The 17,247-nt window shown below is 46.5% G+C and carries 27 protein-coding genes and 1 pseudogene; 3 read left to right on the top strand and 25 right to left on the bottom strand.

Going from position 1 to position 17,247, the window contains the following annotated elements; genetic code table 11:
- Positions 1-14: 14 nt before the first annotated feature.
- From DWX00_RS03545 to DWX00_RS03460, 20 genes are all read right to left on the bottom strand, one after another.
- Positions 15-794 (bottom strand): ParA family protein, encoded by a 780-nt coding sequence (locus DWX00_RS03545; protein ID WP_118594659.1) that lies wholly within the window; start codon positions 792-794, stop codon positions 15-17.
- Positions 791-1,048: a hypothetical protein gene (locus DWX00_RS03540; protein ID WP_118043599.1), complete on the bottom strand. Its 258-nt coding sequence runs from the start codon at positions 1,046-1,048 to the stop codon at positions 791-793. The genes DWX00_RS03545 and DWX00_RS03540 overlap by 4 nt, the downstream gene beginning before the upstream one ends.
- Entirely contained in the window at positions 1,045-1,308 is a 264-nt protein-coding gene (locus DWX00_RS03535; RefSeq protein ID WP_118594658.1) for a hypothetical protein, read from the bottom strand. Before DWX00_RS03535 ends, DWX00_RS03540 begins: the two co-directional genes overlap by 4 nt.
- 10 nt (positions 1,309-1,318) lie before the next feature.
- Complete coding sequence (locus tag DWX00_RS03530; protein ID WP_118594657.1) at positions 1,319-1,765, bottom strand: VRR-NUC domain-containing protein; 447 nt, start codon at positions 1,763-1,765, stop codon at positions 1,319-1,321.
- Complete coding sequence (locus DWX00_RS03525) at positions 1,762-1,989, bottom strand: hypothetical protein (RefSeq protein ID WP_118594656.1); 228 nt, start codon at positions 1,987-1,989, stop codon at positions 1,762-1,764. Before DWX00_RS03525 ends, DWX00_RS03530 begins: the two co-directional genes overlap by 4 nt.
- Complete coding sequence (locus DWX00_RS03520) at positions 1,986-2,429, bottom strand: hypothetical protein (protein WP_118594655.1); 444 nt, start codon at positions 2,427-2,429, stop codon at positions 1,986-1,988. Before DWX00_RS03520 ends, DWX00_RS03525 begins: the two co-directional genes overlap by 4 nt.
- Complete coding sequence (locus DWX00_RS03515; RefSeq protein ID WP_243037943.1) at positions 2,426-3,217, bottom strand: lytic transglycosylase domain-containing protein; 792 nt, start codon at positions 3,215-3,217, stop codon at positions 2,426-2,428. The genes DWX00_RS03520 and DWX00_RS03515 overlap by 4 nt, the downstream gene beginning before the upstream one ends.
- Positions 3,147-4,037 carry a rolling circle replication-associated protein gene (locus DWX00_RS03510; protein WP_243037942.1) on the bottom strand — a complete coding sequence of 297 codons (891 nt, stop codon included), beginning with the start codon at positions 4,035-4,037 and terminating at the stop codon, positions 3,147-3,149. Before DWX00_RS03510 ends, DWX00_RS03515 begins: the two co-directional genes overlap by 71 nt.
- A 304-nt stretch (positions 4,038-4,341) precedes the next feature.
- Positions 4,342-4,482 (bottom strand): hypothetical protein, encoded by a 141-nt coding sequence (locus DWX00_RS19555; protein WP_158578737.1) that lies wholly within the window; start codon positions 4,480-4,482, stop codon positions 4,342-4,344.
- Positions 4,473-4,913, bottom strand: a complete 441-nt coding sequence (locus DWX00_RS03505) for a hypothetical protein (RefSeq protein ID WP_118043593.1) — start codon at positions 4,911-4,913, stop codon at positions 4,473-4,475. The genes DWX00_RS19555 and DWX00_RS03505 overlap by 10 nt, the downstream gene beginning before the upstream one ends.
- Before the next feature lie 10 nt (positions 4,914-4,923).
- Positions 4,924-5,463, bottom strand: coding sequence for a hypothetical protein (locus DWX00_RS20000; RefSeq protein WP_243037940.1), 540 nt, complete (start codon positions 5,461-5,463; stop codon positions 4,924-4,926).
- Positions 5,445-6,281, bottom strand: a complete 837-nt coding sequence (locus tag DWX00_RS03495; protein ID WP_118594653.1) for a hypothetical protein — start codon at positions 6,279-6,281, stop codon at positions 5,445-5,447. The genes DWX00_RS20000 and DWX00_RS03495 overlap by 19 nt, the downstream gene beginning before the upstream one ends.
- A complete protein-coding gene (locus DWX00_RS03490; RefSeq protein WP_118594652.1) occupies positions 6,278-7,291 on the bottom strand; it encodes a DNA cytosine methyltransferase in 1,014 nt (337 codons plus the stop codon). Before DWX00_RS03490 ends, DWX00_RS03495 begins: the two co-directional genes overlap by 4 nt.
- Positions 7,292-7,504: 213 nt before the next feature.
- Complete coding sequence (locus DWX00_RS03485) at positions 7,505-7,855, bottom strand: hypothetical protein (RefSeq protein ID WP_118594651.1); 351 nt, start codon at positions 7,853-7,855, stop codon at positions 7,505-7,507.
- 15 nt (positions 7,856-7,870) lie between these two features.
- Positions 7,871-8,176, bottom strand: coding sequence for a DUF6874 family protein (locus DWX00_RS03480; protein WP_118043588.1), 306 nt, complete (start codon positions 8,174-8,176; stop codon positions 7,871-7,873).
- The gene (locus DWX00_RS03475; RefSeq protein WP_118594650.1) at positions 8,173-8,721 is read right to left on the bottom strand and encodes a hypothetical protein; all 549 of its coding nucleotides are present in this window, start codon (positions 8,719-8,721) and stop codon (positions 8,173-8,175) included. Before DWX00_RS03475 ends, DWX00_RS03480 begins: the two co-directional genes overlap by 4 nt.
- An 11-nt stretch (positions 8,722-8,732) precedes the next feature.
- Positions 8,733-8,957 carry a hypothetical protein gene (locus tag DWX00_RS03470; RefSeq protein WP_118594649.1) on the bottom strand — a complete coding sequence of 75 codons (225 nt, stop codon included), beginning with the start codon at positions 8,955-8,957 and terminating at the stop codon, positions 8,733-8,735.
- On the bottom strand, positions 8,950-9,267 hold the full coding sequence (locus tag DWX00_RS03465) for a hypothetical protein (RefSeq protein WP_118594648.1): 318 nt from the start codon (positions 9,265-9,267) through the stop codon (positions 8,950-8,952). Before DWX00_RS03465 ends, DWX00_RS03470 begins: the two co-directional genes overlap by 8 nt.
- Before the next feature lie 48 nt (positions 9,268-9,315).
- Complete coding sequence (locus tag DWX00_RS19550) at positions 9,316-9,483, bottom strand: hypothetical protein (RefSeq protein WP_158578735.1); 168 nt, start codon at positions 9,481-9,483, stop codon at positions 9,316-9,318.
- 17 nt (positions 9,484-9,500) lie between these two features.
- On the bottom strand, positions 9,501-9,737 hold the full coding sequence (locus tag DWX00_RS03460) for a hypothetical protein (protein WP_004840176.1): 237 nt from the start codon (positions 9,735-9,737) through the stop codon (positions 9,501-9,503).
- A gap of 174 nt (positions 9,738-9,911) precedes the next feature.
- On the opposite strand from DWX00_RS03460, the gene DWX00_RS03455 reads away from it, so the two are divergent.
- The gene (locus DWX00_RS03455; protein ID WP_118594647.1) at positions 9,912-10,292 is read left to right on the top strand and encodes a helix-turn-helix domain-containing protein; all 381 of its coding nucleotides are present in this window, start codon (positions 9,912-9,914) and stop codon (positions 10,290-10,292) included.
- 268 nt (positions 10,293-10,560) lie between these two features.
- Here DWX00_RS03455 and DWX00_RS03450 read toward each other — a convergent pair whose 3' ends face one another.
- Positions 10,561-10,758: a helix-turn-helix domain-containing protein gene (locus tag DWX00_RS03450; protein ID WP_118594646.1), complete on the bottom strand. Its 198-nt coding sequence runs from the start codon at positions 10,756-10,758 to the stop codon at positions 10,561-10,563.
- An 83-nt stretch (positions 10,759-10,841) separates the two neighbouring features.
- On the opposite strand from DWX00_RS03450, the gene DWX00_RS03445 reads away from it, so the two are divergent.
- Both DWX00_RS03445 and DWX00_RS03440 read left to right on the top strand, forming a co-directional pair.
- Positions 10,842-11,252, top strand: coding sequence for an NINE protein (locus DWX00_RS03445; RefSeq protein ID WP_199669499.1), 411 nt, complete (start codon positions 10,842-10,844; stop codon positions 11,250-11,252).
- 165 nt (positions 11,253-11,417) lie between these two features.
- Positions 11,418-12,812 carry a recombinase family protein gene (locus DWX00_RS03440; protein ID WP_118594645.1) on the top strand — a complete coding sequence of 465 codons (1,395 nt, stop codon included), beginning with the start codon at positions 11,418-11,420 and terminating at the stop codon, positions 12,810-12,812.
- A 24-nt stretch (positions 12,813-12,836) separates the two neighbouring features.
- Here DWX00_RS03440 and DWX00_RS03435 read toward each other — a convergent pair.
- From DWX00_RS03435 to DWX00_RS03420, 4 genes and pseudogenes are all read right to left on the bottom strand, one after another.
- Positions 12,837-13,355: pseudogene (locus DWX00_RS03435) on the bottom strand (ABC transporter ATP-binding protein); the annotation flags it as partial.
- A gap of 77 nt (positions 13,356-13,432) precedes the next feature.
- Positions 13,433-14,620: a hypothetical protein gene (locus DWX00_RS03430; RefSeq protein ID WP_117522845.1), complete on the bottom strand. Its 1,188-nt coding sequence runs from the start codon at positions 14,618-14,620 to the stop codon at positions 13,433-13,435.
- A 31-nt stretch (positions 14,621-14,651) separates the two neighbouring features.
- Entirely contained in the window at positions 14,652-15,941 is a 1,290-nt protein-coding gene (locus DWX00_RS03425; RefSeq protein ID WP_117522846.1) for a protein kinase family protein, read from the bottom strand.
- 14 nt (positions 15,942-15,955) lie between these two features.
- Positions 15,956-17,059, bottom strand: coding sequence for a DUF6076 domain-containing protein (locus DWX00_RS03420; RefSeq protein WP_117522886.1), 1,104 nt, complete (start codon positions 17,057-17,059; stop codon positions 15,956-15,958).
- Between the last annotated feature and the right edge of the window lie 188 nt (positions 17,060-17,247).

Genomic DNA, 17,247 nt, shown 5'->3' with positions numbered 1-17,247 from the left:
TCGACCATCATCCTTTATCCCTCCATGTCTTTCAGCAACTCTTCTGCCACTTCTCTGTAATCCTTTGCGACGATTCCGCTCTTTGAGAACTTCGGCAGAGGTACGCGCTCCATTGTTGCCTTCTCTGCCACGATCGAGCGTCTGATTGCCGTCTGGAAGCAATCCTGACCGGATGACGCTTTCAACCACTCCTCAACCTGAAGACTTGTCATGTTCTTCTGACGCATCGTCATGAGCAGTTTCATCCTGATGTCTGGATTGAATCCTCGCAGGTCTTCCAACTGTTCCTCCATGTTCACAATCGCCTCGATCTCGAACCCTCCGACCTTCACCGGAAGAATCACGAGGTCTGCTGCCACCAGAACATTCGTCACTGTCATATCCATCAGGAGTCCGCAGTCCACGATGCAATAATCGTATCTGTCCTGAATCTCCTCCATCGCCATCTTGAAACGGAGAATCTGGTTGTCCTGTTCCAAGAGGAGCAGTGTCATGTTCGTTCTCATCAGGAATCCGTTCGCCGGAATGATACTAATGTTTTCGTATGGTGTCTCGTCAATCAACTGCTCTGTGCTATATGTACCACCGATCGCCCGGTGCTTTTCTAATAACTCTGACATTCCGATGCCCTGCGGCTCAAATCTGCCGTACAACATTGAGATGTTCCCCTGCTGATCTGCGTCAGCGATGAGCACTCTCTTTCCATGCTCCACTCCGAGGATGTATGCCAGCGATGATGCTGTCATCGTCTTTCCGACTCCGCCCTTCTGTGTCATAACTGCAATAATTTTCATGATGTGTGTCCTCCTGTTATCAATTTCAATTTTCTTCGCAAGCGTTCTGCGTGTTCATTCGTCACAATATACTCTCCGCACTCCTGCCTCCACATATCCTTGTGCCTTGTGTCTCCGTCGTACCATCTGCACTCATCGCAGACGAAGCAAGGTTCTTTTGCTTCTCCGGTACAGTTGTCTATCGTTTCCACGTTGTTTGCACAATGGTTGCAGAGGCATCTTCCGCACGGAAAAGCGCAATCGCTTCGTCTCATGCTGTTCTGTATCTCGCGTTTTCGTCTTCCCGGCTCCTCGCCCAGCTTTCCAGTTCATCAATCGCTCTCTTGTAGCAAGCAACGTCATCGTCCTCTTCGACTTTGATGATCTGTTTCCGATCGGGACCGTCTCCCTGATAAACCTTGATGAATCCGGGCCTGTTCATGGAGAATCTGCTGTGAACACGCAAGTTGTATTTTCTCCCGATAGGCCTGTACACCTCATAGAACTTTCTGACTACTGCTGCATATTCGTCCATGTTCCTGTCCTCACTTTTTCTTCAGTGGTGAAATCGTACCTTCTTTCCAGACGCTGTTGTTCGGCTCTTTCATCCACTGCGGAGATAATAGCTCGCAATACTCTCTCAACACGTTCACCGCGTCCTCTGATGTGTAGCAGGTTGCGACGTAGTGTCCGACTGCTGCCATATCGGTCAGGAACTCTTTCTGCGACTTCTGGTGCTTTCCGTCTCCGAACTTCATCTCGATGTACAATCCGCAGTAAATTCCTTTTGGGTACGGCAGGCAGAGATCGGAGACACCTGCCTTCACTCCCATCTGCTTCAGCTTGACCGCCTCTGCCTTGTTTCTGCTGCCTCCGTTTGGTATGTGATGCAGCCACTTCAGTTCCGGGTACTGTCTCTCGTTCCAAGCCGCCCACGATGTCACGTTGATCTGCTCCGTGTCCTCGCTTCGCTTTGCGTATCTCAAATTCATCTCTGTTTTTCCTCTCTTTCATCCTGTACTGCTGCCGCGATCTCTTTCTCATCCAGATCGGACTCGTTGCTGATCTCAATGCAGAAGATCGGCTGCCCTCCGTCCGTGATTCCGAACATCTCTCCGTCATACTTCTTCCGTTCCTTCGGATTCGCCGCAATGACCACCACTTCGGATTCTGCATCGAACCCCTGAAGGTACTCAATCAACTCTTTCGTCTTCATCTCTTCTTCCCTCCTGTCAGGAGTTCCATGTCCTGAAGAACATCTCCGGTCACTCCCATTCGCTTCATCCGGTCAAATACTGTCTCTTTCTTCAGTCCCAGCTTCCAGAGGAGCCAGTCTTTCAGACCTTCTTTGTCGGTATAGTATCTTGTCCAGATTCCTTTTCGGTCCCTGATGACCATTCTGGCCGTCTCTCTGCTGATGCGTTTATACTCTTCCTGCTCCGGTGTGAGTCCCTTGCGCTTCAGTTCTGCAAGCACGGTATTGATGCAGTATGCCTCAACCTTTCCGATTCCTGCTGCGTTCAAGATACTCGCCTTCGCATCTTTCAATGCGGTCTGTGCAGCTTTTTCGCTCTTTCTCTTCATCGCTGCGTATGTGATCGGCTCCGGTGTCAGGTACTTCGCCGCATCTGCTTTCAGCACATATCCCTCTTTCACTGCTTTTCCTCCTTTGCTTCCTTCGTCTCCTGTTTCAGTTCCTGCGCCCTTTTCAGAATGGCTCTGTTGTATTCGTACTCATGCACCCCATAGGCCCATAGATTTTTCTGTGCTCCCCGGAGTCCGTAGTTATACGCGGCCAGAACGTCATATGGTAACTGCTCCGCCGGAACTGTTCCCTTCAGCTTCTCCTGAAGTTCTGACAGGATGTCCACCCCGACTCTCACGTTCTGGAACGGTTGCGTCAGGTCCGTGCAGTTCAGTTCTTCCATGCGCTCCTGCTGCCATTTCTCTGCGATCTGCATGAGTCCGACAGATGCTCCGCCGCCTCCGTCAGCGTTCCACACGCACTTGCTCTCCCTTTCGATCAGGGCAAACACCATCTCATAATCCACATCGTTCTGCTCGCAGATGATGTATGTGTACACCTGCATGATGACAGGGAACTGACCGCCTGCTTTCTTGCACTCTTCAGTTATTTCGTGATAGTAGAATCCTTCCACCTGATCTCCGCTCCAATCCTGCGACATCGTGTTGTATGGGTATTCATACTGACCATAGATGTCGCAACCATATTCCTGCTGCATCCGCAGTTCCTGTCTGGTCTGTTCTTCCTTCATCGCCATCACCTGTGCATTGATCTCTTTCTCTCTTCCGCACCTTGCGATGCTCACCGCAACTCCGGTCAAGAGCACGACTGCTGCCACTCTCTTCCAGTTAATCCCTCTTGCGAGTGCTCTTGCGATTCTGACCGCCTTTCTTCGCCTTGCTCTTCTTCGTCTTCTCACTCTTCTTCCCTCCTTTCTCCTCCTGCTGTTTTCTCATTCGAGCATATATGTAATACTGGCCGTTCCACTTGTTGTACTTGATCACTGATTCCGTGTACTCATAACCCTCTGATGCGTACCACTTGTTCAGATGCTCCTGCACTGGAAGTATACCGTTGACCATCTTGTCCACATGGCTCTGCTTTGTTTTGTAATGATTCTTGTGTTCATCCGGTTTCTTCAGGTTCTTCGATGGAGTCCAAATTTTTTGATATTTTCCTTCTTCGGAGTCCTTCCCCTTGCCCTTCGGCTTTGACACATATTTCGCCATCCCCACGAGGCCGTTTTCGTCTTTCTGAAGGCGGCGAACCTGATTCCTCTTTCCGTATGTCCAGAGACTTTCCACTGTGTCCATGTCCATGTCTCCGTCGAGTACGATGTGATGATGCCATCTGCCTTTGTCTCCTTGCTCCGTAACATACACATACCGAGCGTTCGGAAGACCTCTCTTCTTTCTCTGGTAGTTCAGGCGGCGGATGTAGTTCTGCATATGGCTCTTCGCCACTTTCATGCTTGCAGGTGTGTACTCTGCTGAATAGGTGAACGTGGCCCATATGTCTCTGTCACCAAAGTTCTCATTGATGACCCTCTCACACTGCTTCCTGCTGTTCTTCTCATTTAGGTTCCTCTGTGCCTGTCTATCCTTCTTCCTTCTGCCCTCCTCTGGAATCTCTTCGACTCTCTTTCTGGTGAACTCTGGATATATCTCGACTTCCAACTGCTCCCCTGCTTTGATTTCCTTTGTGGCATACACATACTTGATCTTCTTTCCATCCATCATCCTCTTGATGATGTCCTCTTCCAGATTCTCAATCTGTTTCTGATATGCCTCTTCATAGTCATACTCTACATAGACATTCTTCTTTCTCCGTCTCCTGCTCTGCTCCATCCTGAATCACCTCTGTCACTTCTCTTTATCGTTGAAGTGTTACTATCCATTACAAGTCCGCCGAACCGCTTCGGGACGCTTGTTTTGATTGACTTTTCAGGCCGTTCGCAGTACAATAATACCGAGATGTGTGTTGACCTGAACGTCAACGAATCGCCTTCGGAAGCCCGCAAGCAATTCCGAAGGCTTTTTCATTTCATGCACTTCTTTTTTCTTCTTTCTCTGTCTTTCTGGTTACACTTGTCAATTTCACTTTTGCTGAATCTTCCCTGCTGTTGACGATCATTGCGATCGCAGCGAATACCTTCAGCGCATCCGGTTGTGTTCTTACTGCCATGAGTTTCCCTCCTCTGCTGCTCTCTTGATCTGTTCCTGCCATGTTTCTCCTGTATCCACGATTTCAAACTCTTTACTCGGCAGGCTGTTCAGATGGACCATCTGCCTGCATACAGGGCATTCATGCCAATCGTCAAAAGGCTGTCTGTTCACCATCGTTATACTTCCACAGCTTCTGCATCCGAATATCCACATTCTCACTGTTTCGTGCTTCTTTGCTCTGTTCAACTGCATTGCAAAGTCATCGAGTTCGTCCAGTTGTTTCTTCCGTCTTTCGATGGCTTCTTCCTGTCTGTTGTACGGCCCTCCGCATCCCCAGTATTCCATTGTGCCTCTCAATTTCTCCTCGAACTCTTCTATCTCTCCTCGAAGAACTTCTCTCTGGTGCTCAATGATTGTGTTCACTCTGTCTTTAATGTTCATTGCTCTCATGTACTATTCCTCATTCCACGCCGATATAATTCAGGACTTTCTCGATCATCAGGTCATAGAACTGTTCAATCACATCCTGAAGAACAAATTCTCTGTTGTCTGTGTCTGTCACACCTATCTCGTCCCAGTCTCCCTCCATTCCGATCTGTTCTCGCATTTCCTCGAAGGTTTCCTGAACGATCTCCTGCGTTCCAGAATACTCACATCCTCTCGACAGTTCTTCTCGCAGTCTTTCATCCGCTCTGATTCTTCTTTCCTCTTCGCAAGTTGACTTCACGGTCTTTGTGATCGGCTGGTCTTTTGGCTGTGGTTTGGTTGTAGTTGCTGCGGAGCCGTTCAGAATCTTGTTGATCTCTGCCTGAATGACTGCCGGGTCATATCCTGCCGCCTTCAGAGCGTTCTTTCTTGCATCTCCATTTCCCCACTGACCTGCGATGACCTCATGAGCCACTGTCGAAGTGCTCTTGCCCGGTGTCTGAACCGGATGACTCTGTGCTGCATCGGAGTCATACTTCGGAGTGATGAAGCTTCTCACTCGTCTTCTTGCCATATTGCGTTCGCCTCCTTTTTGCAATCTCTTTCCATGTAATAGTCATACAGGAACTCTTTCTGTGCCTTTGTGTACTCTTTGACCGGATTCTTTGTCGGAAAAGCAATTCCTCGACTCGGATTGTGTAAGAGAACCCACCCTCTTTCGACGAGCCAGTCTCCTGCTCCGATCAGGCCGACATTGCATTTTGTCTGCAAGTCAATGTCTCCGTTCATTGCTTCCTCCGGGAATTTTTCGCTCATGTAATTCTGCGCCCATTCCTGATGCGCTCCCCATTCCACTCCATGAAAAGTTCCGTCCGGCTCTAACCATCCATAATCCTCTGTGGTGTGATTTTCTTCATCCATCATTCGTTTCGTGAAACTGTCGAGTGAATCCTGCTGTCTATCCTCCGCAGTCTCTTCTCCGAGTTCCTTTCTGATTTCTCTCTGTGTACTTTCCGATATGTGGGCCATTGCTACGTCCCACCGTTCAATCATCCTCCGCAGGTCCTTCTCTGCTTTCTTCCGTCTTTCGACTTCTTTCCAGATGTTCATGCTCTGCGGCATCTGCTCTTCTTCTCCCGGTTCATATGTTTCAAGATGATATGTACCTGCTGCCGTGCTCCCCTTCAGGGCGGCGCGACCGATCAGAATGTCCTCTGCATATCTTCTGATCTGCGCCTCCGGTGTGTCTGTTCCGGTCATGCTATCCATCAGAATCTCAATGACTTTCTCATGGCTCTTTTCTCCGGTATAAAACCATTCTCTCGCAAGCTGCGTGATGAACTCTCCGTGAATATCGAATGAAATTCTTCTCACTATTGGTCCGTTGCTCACCTTTGTTTCTCCTTTTCTCTGACTTCATTCAGGATTATTTTTCGGAAGATGCTTTCAAAGATTGGAACTGCAATGCTGTTCCCTGCCTGCTTATATAATGCCGTGTAGTATCTCCCTTTCTTCTGCTGTGCTTTCTTTGCTCTCTCGAAGTCCTCGTCCGTGTAGCCTTGCAACCGCCAGCACTCCAACTCCGTCAGGTATCTGTATCTTCCCTTTCCGCAGTCAATCACCTGCGCTGGTGTTCTATCCTGCCGAGTCGTGATCGTGAAGGCATAGTCTTCGATGACCGTTGCTCTTCTTACGCTCCCAGTCACTCCGATCACCTCTCTCACGGATGGCTGTGTCACATCGTACACTTCCGGCACTTCTTCGTTCTTTTCCAGAAACTCATCAATGCTCCGCATCGGTGTCCGAATCAGTTCGTCGAACTGAAACTTCTCTCCTCCGAGGACGGATATTGTGAACACTCTTTCTCTGGCCTGCGGCAGTCCGAACTCTCTGGCATCCAGTACCTCATAGTTATTCGTGTACCCCATGCGCTCCATCTCTTTCTGATACCGGATGAAGTTTGCGATCATGTGTCGGCTCGTTACATTTCGCACATTCTCCCATATCACGTATTTTGGTTTCCACTTTCCCATCTGCTCGATGATATGTATTGTCTCCCACATCAGGCTCGACCGTGTTCCGCTTCCCTGATCGGCTCCTTTGCCTCTGTTGACTCTTCCGTCCTCTGCCTTTGCTTTTCCCTGATGTCCTGCAATGCTCATGTCCTGACATGGACTTCCGTGAATCAGGATGTCTGGCTTCAGATTCCACCCGACAACGCTCTGCGTCTTGTACGGCAATTCCTCTGCGAACATCGAATTGTATGACCTCACGGCTTTCTCATCTATCTCCACATAGTCAATCGCCTTTGTCGGGATGCCGAGGTTGCGGAGCGCGCATCGCGGACTCCCTATTCCTCCGAACAGTTCCAGAATTTGCACTGGCCGCTGTTCATTAAACATCTGTATCACCTTCTTTCTGGCAAGCGTTCTCACCGTGTCTGCCTTTTCGCCTTAAAAAGTGCTAAAACCTGTTATCCATCCATACAGTGTTCTGGCAGACTGTACGCGCCGCCATGTTTTCACGATGCTCCGATAATGTCTTTCGGCTTGCCATCATCAGTGAACACGTTGCCGTCGTGTTCAGACAGGGCGGATGCCCTGTTTCGGCTTTTATTACATATCAAGCAATTCTTTCAGGAGTTCTGCTGTCCACTCTGTCAGTTTCTTTCCTGATTCCAGATACTGTTTCAATGCTTCTCTCTGTTCTTTCATTTCCTCCCGTGCCGGAAGCTCTGCCGTTTTACTTCCCTGCTCTATCGCTTTGAAAATCGCATACAGCACGATCAGGCAATCTTCTTTGCATTCGTACTCGGCAATTTCTTCGGCGCATCCGTCAAACACCTGAATCGTGTGTCTGATCTCTTCTTTCTTCCCCTTCTTAAAGTTCTCTTCCTCATATCCGATTCCCTCAATGTGACCTTGCATATTGAAAATCCTTGTTTTGTCCTGTGATAAAATGAACATTCTATTCTCCTTTCTTTATCTTCCGGCGAATCTCGGAACGAAGAATCCGAAGTCCGTTGCCGGGAATCCTTTCTCTCTGTTGATGTTGTTCACGATTCCATAGAAATCATGGGCGAAATTGAAGTCATCAGCATTTAGCCACTCGTCCAGACGCATATTGAACTTCTTATCTGCACTTTCAATGTCCATCATTCTGTCCACATCTTCATCCGGTTTCATCAGGCCCATCACCGTCGCTCTGACCATCACATCCGCATACTTGCTTTTACGTTTTCTTTCTTCTGTTTTCGCTGCTCTCTGTCTGAAATCTATCTTTTTCATCTTCCGGCCCTCCGTCTTTCTCTCTGGTCCAGCATCTCCATCACTTTTCTGTATCTGTTCCGGTTCTCTTTCTGCTTCTTGTACTCCTCTGCGAATCCATGTGCATCTTCTCCGGCGATAGTGGCTTCTGTCATCTGATCTGCTGCCCTCTCCATCTTTCCGATTGACTCTGCTTCCTTATCATAGGCCATGCAATACATCTCCTGAACCAGTTCTTCAGGAATCTCGTTTGCCTTTGCCTCTGCTCTCGTATTGCAAAGTTCCGTATTCAGTTCTGAAATGGTTGCTCCTCTCTTCTCGACGGTCTTCTTCAGGTCTTCAACCTCTTTCTTCAGGTCTTTGTTCTCTGTCTCTGCTTTGTCTGCTCTCTCCCACGCGATCTCTGCGCTTTTCTTCATGCTACACGCAGTATCTTCTCGAATGTTGTCCTCTGCCAGTTCCAGAACTCCCTCCATCGCGAATCCGACGTAACTGTTTTCTCCGAGTCCTTCCACGATCTTTCTGATCTTTTCGATTGCCTGTCTTTCCTGATCTTTCGTTGTCATGCCTGCTCCTCCTATATCTCATCAATAATTGACATCAAATCATCGCACTGTCTGTATGCTTCGTCGAGCATATCAATGTATTCCTCCATCTGCTGTCCCTTTTCTCCGTACTGAATACTTTCCGGGAGGTTGTCGTGAGCCTCCTGCTCATCATCCTTCACGCTCTCAATGATTCCCTGTGCCTTCGCAATCAGTTCAGATGCCTCCTGAAGCTGTTTCCTTCTGATCTTATTCATTCTCTTCTCTCCCTTCTTTCATGAGCCAGATGCTCTCATCCTCGCTGCACACTCCGAAGTATTCATCTGTTCTTGTGAAGAAAAATTCAATTCCATAAAACTGCTTGATTGCCAGTTTGAACACTTCCCATCTGTCCTGACAGCTTCTGCAAGTGTTGTCCCAGTATTTGAAGCCGAGTCCCTGATCTGGATTTCCGATTCCCGGTGTTGCTTTTCTTCTTTCGTCAAGGGCCTTGTCCCATGTGCGAATAGTTTCTTCTAATTCGCCGCCCATTTCTGTCTTCATGAATTTCTCTTTATTCAGTTTCATGTCTGTTCTCCTTATATGTACTCCCCGGCATTTCCGCCGGGGCCTGTTCTATGCAGTCAGTCCTGCCTGCTTTGCCATCTGCAATCCGATCATGATTCCTTTGACTTCACGCTTCTCGCCGCTGGTCAGCTGCTTCAGCAGTGAAATCATTTCCTCAATGTCTTCGGTTTGTTTCTTCAGTTCCTTGTTATCCATTTCAAGAGTTGCTGCTGCCATGTGTGTTCCTCCTTTCTTTATGCTGTCACTGGCTCGTAATCTTCGAGCAGTTCCTTCAGGTTCGCTTTTCTCCAACGATGGAGCCGTCTGTCTCCGGTGATGTTCTTCACTGGTTCCGGGAGCGGTTCGCCTGTAATGACGTTTCTTTCCCAGTACAGATACTGTTTTAATGAATTGTGATAGTGTCCATCATTATGCACTTCTATGTATTTGTTTGAGTTCCTTCGATTTCTGTATACCTGAATCGTTGTCACTGTTGTTGCCTCCTTTATGATGATGTGTGTTTCTCTGTGTCTTCAAGACATATTATAGTGTCTTAACTCCACTTTGTCAACATATTTTTGTGTCTTAATTCAACTTTTGTTATTGACCTTTTATTTTTTGCGTGGTATTGTTATAGAAGAAATACAGAAAGAGAGGTGAGCAACATGACGCAAGGCGAGCGTGTCCTTGAAATACGAAAAGCATTAGGTTTGACAATGGATAAATTCGGGGAAAAGTTGGGAGTTCAGAAGTCTGCGATTTCTAAAATAGAAAAAGATAAAGTCAACTTATCCGACCAGATGGTCAAACTGATCTGTCGAGAATACAATGTGAATTATGACTGGTTAATGGATGGAGAAGGTGATATGTTTTCCGATCTGCCGCAGACAGTTCTTGATGAACTCTGCTCGCAGTACGAACTGGATGACCTCGACCGATTCATCGTCGAGTTATATGTCGGACTTCCGAAGGATGTGAGGGATGGCATAAAAGCGAGGGCGAAGGACCTTATTCAGAAAAGGAATACTTCAGAAGAGGAAAAATAAAAAGGGAACCCATCTGGATTCCCTTCTCTTCGTGTCGGCTACTGATATATGTATATGTACTTGATAAACTCATATATTCTCTTCAGGAGAGTTTCAGAGTCTATCTTGTTCAGCAGTCCGATTATTTTCTGCCGAATATCCATTTTCATCGCCTCCTTTTGAAAATATTACCATTTTTTTCAGGCTTCGTGAATGGGTTCGGCTCCTGTTTCCGTAATTACGGAAATCGTTCTGTGATCTGCGTATCATCGCAGCTCCTGTGATATACTTATTTATATTCGGAGTCATAGAGAGCACTGATCTTCGTGTCAAGTGCAATCGCTATGGCTTCCAGTTGCCGGAGCGTCGGAGATGTCAGACCGTTCTCAATCGTATTTAGTGCCGTTTTGCTGATTCCGGTCATCTTTTCCAACTGCTTCAGTGTTACATTTTTTTCAGTCCTTGCCTGCCATGTTAGTATTTCCATCATTTCCTCCTTGTGGTGAACTATTATGTATTCATCCAAGAGGTTTGAAGGATGGCAAGGAAAAATTTTATGTGGGGTTTGCTATGAGAAAATATAATAAATGGGCCGCCTTGTTCGGCGGATGGTTTGGTCTTCATCGGTATCTTTCCGGTGAGATCGGAATGGGTCTGTTGTACACTTGCACCTGCGGCGGATTCTGTATCGGATGGATTCGAGATGTGTGCATCTCTTTTTCTTCCCGGTCTAATAATGAGTGGAGTCAATGGTCTGACGTATGCGGCGAAGCTGCTGAAGCGCGGAAACGTCGTGCGCTGAATGGTGAACTCACTCCTGTACATATTAACCCGAAGGCAAAAACAGGAACTTTCGCAGGTTCCGATGGTGGACAGTATCGCACCACTTTATCCGGCTGTACCTGCCCTGACTTCCAGAAAAGAAAAGTTCCTTGTAAGCATATGTATTATCTTGCCATAAAATGCAATATTGAAATCTAAACATAGAAAAAGACAGTCCCTGACAAGAACTGCCTTTCCCCATCGTTTCCTATGCAGCGCATTACTTCATAGAATACTGATTCGCAACCTTTATTCTACCACGAAGTTGTGCTGCTGCATAGCTTTATTTTTTTACGCTTTTTTACAGTAGAAAGAAGGTTTTTTATGAACAGTACATACTTCAGACCGCAACCGGAACTCTTCGGCCTGCGTGTTGTTAAATATATACGTTGTTCCCATGACGGTCAGGTCCTTCATGGTGACACTCTGGAAGCGCAGGACGCTCTCCTCGATGAGTTCATCAAAGTCAATCACATGATTCTTGTTGATACTTTCGTCGATGAGGCTCTGACTGCCCGGAAGAAATTCACACGAAGGAAAGAGTTCGTCCGTCTGCTCGATGGTGTCCGTGCTCACAACTTTGACATGATTCTTTTCACCAAACTCGACCGCTGGTTCCGTAACATCGGAGATTATCACAAGATTCAGGAAATACTTGAAGCGAACGGAGTTCAGTGGAAGGCGATCACTGAATCCTATGACACCACAACAACGAACGGCCGTCTTCACATCAACATCCGTCTGTCCGTAGCGCAGGACGAGTGCGACCGTGACAGTGATCGAATCAAAGATGTGTTTTCATACAAACTGAAGAACAAAACATATCTTTCCGGTTCTCTCCCTCGTGGCCTGAAGTTGGATGCAGAGAAGCACGTTGTCATTGACCCTGAATGGCATCAGTTCGCCCTTGATATGTTCGACCATTTTGAATCCACTTGCAGCAAGAGAGGGACGCAGTTATTCCTTCAGGAGAAATACGGCATCCGTGTTTGTTATGATACCGTCGTTCGTTATCTTCGGAACCCTCTTTTCATGGGTCAGTATCGTGATGACCCTGAATTTTGTGAGAAGACGATCAGTCGTGAGCGGTTTGAACATATACAGAATCTTGCGATCAGGAATGTCCGCATCCGTCACACTCAACAGTTTTATATTTTTTCCGGTCTTCTGATCTGTTCTTCGTGTAATCATTACATGACCGGAACTGTCACATATAGAACGCTTGCAGATGGAAAAGAAAAGACATATAAATCTTACAGATGCAATTTTAAAGCGCAGTCAAAACTTTGTGACCGTTCCAAGCATTACCGCGAAGAGTATGTCGAAGAATATATGCTTCAGCATATCCGCCCTGCTCTTTCCTCTTATGTTGCAGATTTTGAAGTCACTGCTGCCGCTGCTGCAAAAAAGGACCCTGCCATTGAAATTGCGAAAGTGGAACGTAAGATGAAGAAACTGTATGACCTTTTCATGGATGATCTGATTGACAAGGCTTCATACAGAAACGAATATGAGAAGTTTCAGTCGCAGATTGACAAATTGAGAAGTTGTCCTGCTGCTCCGGTTCGTAACCTTGACAGCATAAAGAAGATGCTTTCTGATGATTGGGAAACTGTGTATCATACTTTCAGCGATCAGGAGAAGAATGTGTTTTGGAAGTCCTTCGTGCAGTCAATCACTGTTCACGAGGACGGAGAAATGGATATTGTTTTTTTATGATCTTGTTTCTACTAACCACGCACCTCCTGTCGGTTCATCGGCAAGGATCATTTGGGGATGTAAGATCAGAGCCCTTGCTGCCGCAACACGCTGACGCTGGCCGCCGGACATCTTGGACGGAAACTTATCCAGAACATCAGTGATTTCCAGATAGTCAGCCAACTGCTTCAGCCGCTGGCTGCTTTCTGCTTCGGATACCCCATGCAAGGAAGTCGGGAGCAGGATGTTTTCCCTGCCAGTCAGGTTGTCCAGCAATTCAAAGTTCTGGAATAGATAACCAACTTTTTTGCCACGGTACTCTGCAAGAGCCTTTCCCTTGAGGGATTGCAGAGTATCGCCTTCCACCTGAATGCTCCCACCGGTGGGCTGAATCACAGTTGCAATACAGTTGAGAAGCGTGGATTTACCGGAACCACTGCTTCCCATAATGCCGAGAAACTCTCCCGGCATCACCTGGAAGGTGATCCCATTCAGTGCCTTTGTTTGACTTGGCACATTGCCATAGATTTTTGTTAAATTTTCAATATTCAAAATGGGTTTCATGTGAATACCTCCTATCATTTGTAATAAAATGATAGCATGGGAACACAGCAAATACCACTTACAGTTGTTGTAAGGATTCAGGATATAAGTGGCGGCTCAAGGGGGACGAGCATATATTTTTTAAGAGCATCAGGCGACAATGATAAAATATACCGGATCGCCTCATTGGCAAACCAGTTCGTTTTAATTGTATCCCAATCAGCAAGCCGAATGATTTCTGCTGTGCCGTTCTCAAAATCAACTGATATTTCGCCCCATTCGCCGTCGCAGTCTGCCTGGTATTCGTAGATTGCGGCGGTGATTTTCTTTTTGCGCTTGGTTTTGGATTTCTGTTTCAGCCGGACTGCATGGATAGCACCCTCGGCAACCAGAAGCTCTGTCAGCTTATCCATCGCTTTCCGGTAAGCCCGCTCTGCACCGCTGGCTGTGCTTCCCTCAAACATAACCGCCAGGTCTTCAAAGGTGGGGCGGTTCTTCCATGAGCCAACACGCCCACAGGTCATGCAAATTGCTAACCGTTTTTCGAGCAAGGTCTGCTCCCGGTAATTCAGTTTCTCAAATGCCCGTTGCACCTTTTCTGCCTGTATGCCGTTCCAGAGGATGTCGGTATAGTTCCAACTATCGTCAAGGGCGACATCTTCGCCAGTTTCCTCGCCGTCCTCGTCTGTCACATAGAATGGCTGCTGATTGCGGATACCTCGGACAACTTTCAGATATTCTTCGGCAAGAGCAAGATCACAGTTGTATTTCTTGGAAAACTCGTTGACCGCATCCTTGGTATTGTGGTACAGCCAAGCCATTGACCGCACCATTTTGTAATTAGTCAGAGAGGATACCGACCATTTTTCTTCGCCCATGCGGAAACGGAGCATAGCATCCCGGATGAACGGAAAAATGTATGTAGCATACTCCGCACCCTTGGCAGGATCATAGTCCATCAGCTTTTGGAGCATTTGCTCCCGGCAGGACAGTTTTATATCCAGAAAACGGTCTGTATCGTACAAATCGCCGCCATCCACACCAAGAAAGCTCTTGATGCGCTTATTAAGCTGCGGCTCGTAGTGATGTAGAAAGAACGAAAAATGTAGCAAATTCTTTTCATGCAAAGCAGACAGGATATATTCGTTCAGATTGCCCACTGATGGCGGCTCCGGTTCCAGTTGGAAGATGCGCTCTGCCACATAGGGAATGATGCCGTCACCGTGCGGATTGACTTGGTATTTTGGTATGTATCCGGTCATATTCCATGTAAAATCATTCAGCATAGCGCACCTCCCTTCTGTATGCCATTCTGTTTTATGAAATGTATTCCATGATTATGGAGTTCAAAATATTATACAATGATTCTACGCACATCAGCTTTACTACGCCGTTATGGTCACTTAAAATCGTACCATCTTCGGAATAATAGAACCGTATCGTCTTCCAACTATCTATTGTGTATTTTATCGTGATGCTGCAATACCTATCAGTTCCACGAGCGGGTTCATAATTAATTGAAAAATAGATTCGGTCATAAGTTCCGCTATAGAGATAATGGCTGGCATTGTTTTCAACATTTACGGATGTATAATCAATGCCATCCTTTGAATTTTTACGGTATTCATCGTAGAGTTTTTGAATCAGCTCAAAATCAGGGTATGTATTCAGTAATTCTTCTAACGCCTTTATATAATACTGACTAAAGGAATTTACAATTAGCCGATTCTTTTCTTTTATCTCCAAGAGTTCTAAATTCCGTTTCTCTTGATATACTCGTACTCGATACTGTTCTTCTTCCCCTGGCGTCATATTGCCCTCTGCAATGAAGTTCTCAATCTGTCCAATCAAACTTGAATATGCGCAGCGCTCATCAGGAGCAATATTCAAACATGATGCAATAATTGTATTAGCAACAATCATATCAGCATTTCCGGGAAAACGCTTGGTCAAATCATATTCATCAACAAACCAGAAGTTTGAAGGCATAAAGTCCTCCGGCTCACCATTGATCATACACCAAAGAACTTTACCCAAAGAAAATATATCTCCTTTTTCAGTTACTTCCTCTACACGACCTGTTTCGTATTCTGGGGCAATATACATCCTGGGACCAACTGCCATAGTTTCCGGTGTCAGTCGTTCGCTCCCATCGTTAAGAAAACACGTTCCAAAATCTGTAAGATACAGTGTGTATTCATCACCTTTTTTCAAAAACAAGATATTATCCGGCTTTATATCTCTGTGATACAAGGGCGGATTTCCGGTTGAAAGTGTATAGAGTGCTTTGATGACCGGCAAAAGCAGTTCAAATGCTAATTTAACATTCCCTTTGGTAACTTCGAGTATATCGTATACCGAACCGTCATATTTTTTCATTTCAACATAAGATTCAGCAATTTTATCCTCGTTAATATAAACATCCGTCACCTCAACAACATTGGGAATTGGATTCTTGCATAATTCCTGAAATACAGCAAGTTCTCGTTTGAAGCGTGCGACTTTTTCAACGGTAGACGTATTTCGAAGGTATTTTCTCGCAGTTCCGGTTTCAGTATCGAATACCACATCACCATTACCGCCTTTAACATCAGCTTTTCGTGCCATGTATTATCTCCTTGTCATTTTTTGTTGTAAGCTTCCTTTTTCAAGGCAGCCTGTCCCATTTCCTTTTCATAATCGCCCTTGGCATAAGCAACATTGCTCAAGGCCCGGAGCATTTTATCTTTCGCCAGTTTCTTCATAACCTCTGCAAGATCAGCGTCCAGAGTACCACGCTTCACATAGCGGTTTATGGTGTTCAGCCGCTTCTCATAAATCTGTTTCAGCGGATGATCGTCCGCAAGCTCCCGCTGTTCTCTGCCTTTCAGATTGCCGATCTGCCGGCAAGTGCGGTGCAGCTTATCTCCCGGTGCATAACCGCCGCAGTATTTGGTGTGCCTTGCGTTGGTGGTCAGAAACCATTTGCCGCAGATCCGGCATTTTTTCGGTGCATGACCAACACACAAGCCCTCAAAGAGATCAGAACGGAACATTCCCACAAAGGATACATAGTGCATCCGTTTGACGAGCTTCGCCACATCCTCGCCGGGACGGACAGTTGTCACATACTGAATAGAGTTGTTCGCAACAGACATCCAGGCATTGCCCTCCGTGATAGAAAACTCCGGCGGGAAATAGCTGCCGAACATTTTTGCAAAGCCCTCTGCGGTACGGTCTGCTTCGTTGCTGTCTGATTTTTCCGCAAAATCAAGCACTGCGGTTTGGTATTCCCTAAGAGAATATGCCAAATGTCCGAATACAGCGGTATAACGTTGGAGCATCGCCGCATCAGCATATTTCGGAACTTCTTCAAACGGTAAAGAATTGGTTGCAGCTTTTGTAGCAAACTCCACATATTTTTGTGCGCTGTCCGCAGTAAAAACCTTTTCTATCCGTTCCCGGTGCTTTGGTATATCCATATAGGAGAACGGCGGCGTTTTGCTGAGAATCTCTAACATTGTCAATGCAGCTTCCCTTGCCATAGGAAAGAGTGCAGAAGCGTCCTGTCCGGCGTTCAGCATTCCAAGCAGTAGATTAATTTTCTGGCATTGTTCATTCATTTTGGCAAGAGTATCCGCCGAAACATTCAGCGCATCACAGGCAAGAGTGCCGATAGGAAGTGCTTTGTCCTCATATATGATTGTATCCTGCCAAAAATCCAATGTCATCAATTCTTGATTCATGCTTGCTCTCCTGTCCTGTTTTTTCATTTCTTTCATTATATCATGCAAATGTGAAGAAATCTACATCCTCCGAAAAGCTGTCCTGTTTTTTGAAATGGGGTTGTCCACCGATTAGCCTGTTTTTTGAAAAATCCGGCATAACAATAGTAGACGGAGCGAAGCACCTGCCAATCACGGCGGGTGTTTCG

It is taken from the genome of Blautia sp. AF17-9LB (genome assembly GCF_003479185.1).
Lineage (GTDB): Bacteria > Bacillota > Clostridia > Lachnospirales > Lachnospiraceae > Fusicatenibacter > Fusicatenibacter saccharivorans.
This window is presented reverse-complemented; position numbering and strand designations above follow the sequence as displayed.

What these genes read in the sequence shown, in the direction of transcription:
- DWX00_RS03530 (WP_118594657.1), bottom strand. Translation starts at nt 1,765, where the DNA reads ATGAATTTGAGATACGCAAAGCGAAGCGAGGACACGGAGCAGATCAAC.
- DWX00_RS03505 (WP_118043593.1), bottom strand. Translation starts at nt 4,913, where the DNA reads ATGAGAGCAATGAACATTAAAGACAGAGTGAACACAATCATTGAGCAC.
- DWX00_RS03510 (WP_243037942.1), bottom strand. Translation starts at nt 4,037, where the DNA reads ATGATGGATGGAAAGAAGATCAAGTATGTGTATGCCACAAAGGAAATC.
- DWX00_RS20000 (WP_243037940.1), bottom strand. Translation starts at nt 5,463, where the DNA reads ATGGCAAGAAGACGAGTGAGAAGCTTCATCACTCCGAAGTATGACTCC.
- DWX00_RS03540 (WP_118043599.1), bottom strand. Translation starts at nt 1,048, where the DNA reads ATGAGACGAAGCGATTGCGCTTTTCCGTGCGGAAGATGCCTCTGCAAC.
- DWX00_RS03430 (WP_117522845.1), bottom strand. Translation starts at nt 14,620, where the DNA reads ATGCTGAATGATTTTACATGGAATATGACCGGATACATACCAAAATAC.
- DWX00_RS03470 (WP_118594649.1), bottom strand. Translation starts at nt 8,957, where the DNA reads ATGAATAAGATCAGAAGGAAACAGCTTCAGGAGGCATCTGAACTGATT.
- DWX00_RS03525 (WP_118594656.1), bottom strand. Translation starts at nt 1,989, where the DNA reads ATGAAGACGAAAGAGTTGATTGAGTACCTTCAGGGGTTCGATGCAGAA.
- DWX00_RS03490 (WP_118594652.1), bottom strand. Translation starts at nt 7,291, where the DNA reads ATGTTTAATGAACAGCGGCCAGTGCAAATTCTGGAACTGTTCGGAGGA.
- DWX00_RS03465 (WP_118594648.1), bottom strand. Translation starts at nt 9,267, where the DNA reads ATGAAACTGAATAAAGAGAAATTCATGAAGACAGAAATGGGCGGCGAA.
- DWX00_RS03445 (WP_199669499.1), top strand. Translation starts at nt 10,842, where the DNA reads ATGAGAAAATATAATAAATGGGCCGCCTTGTTCGGCGGATGGTTTGGT.
- DWX00_RS03440 (WP_118594645.1), top strand. Translation starts at nt 11,418, where the DNA reads ATGAACAGTACATACTTCAGACCGCAACCGGAACTCTTCGGCCTGCGT.
- DWX00_RS03475 (WP_118594650.1), bottom strand. Translation starts at nt 8,721, where the DNA reads ATGACAACGAAAGATCAGGAAAGACAGGCAATCGAAAAGATCAGAAAG.
- DWX00_RS19550 (WP_158578735.1), bottom strand. Translation starts at nt 9,483, where the DNA reads ATGGCAGCAGCAACTCTTGAAATGGATAACAAGGAACTGAAGAAACAA.
- DWX00_RS19555 (WP_158578737.1), bottom strand. Translation starts at nt 4,482, where the DNA reads ATGGCAGTAAGAACACAACCGGATGCGCTGAAGGTATTCGCTGCGATC.
- DWX00_RS03480 (WP_118043588.1), bottom strand. Translation starts at nt 8,176, where the DNA reads ATGAAAAAGATAGATTTCAGACAGAGAGCAGCGAAAACAGAAGAAAGA.
- DWX00_RS03485 (WP_118594651.1), bottom strand. Translation starts at nt 7,855, where the DNA reads ATGTTCATTTTATCACAGGACAAAACAAGGATTTTCAATATGCAAGGT.
- DWX00_RS03420 (WP_117522886.1), bottom strand. Translation starts at nt 17,059, where the DNA reads ATGAATCAAGAATTGATGACATTGGATTTTTGGCAGGATACAATCATA.
- DWX00_RS03545 (WP_118594659.1), bottom strand. Translation starts at nt 794, where the DNA reads ATGAAAATTATTGCAGTTATGACACAGAAGGGCGGAGTCGGAAAGACG.
- DWX00_RS03535 (WP_118594658.1), bottom strand. Translation starts at nt 1,308, where the DNA reads ATGGACGAATATGCAGCAGTAGTCAGAAAGTTCTATGAGGTGTACAGG.
- DWX00_RS03455 (WP_118594647.1), top strand. Translation starts at nt 9,912, where the DNA reads ATGACGCAAGGCGAGCGTGTCCTTGAAATACGAAAAGCATTAGGTTTG.
- DWX00_RS03425 (WP_117522846.1), bottom strand. Translation starts at nt 15,941, where the DNA reads ATGGCACGAAAAGCTGATGTTAAAGGCGGTAATGGTGATGTGGTATTC.
- DWX00_RS03450 (WP_118594646.1), bottom strand. Translation starts at nt 10,758, where the DNA reads ATGGAAATACTAACATGGCAGGCAAGGACTGAAAAAAATGTAACACTG.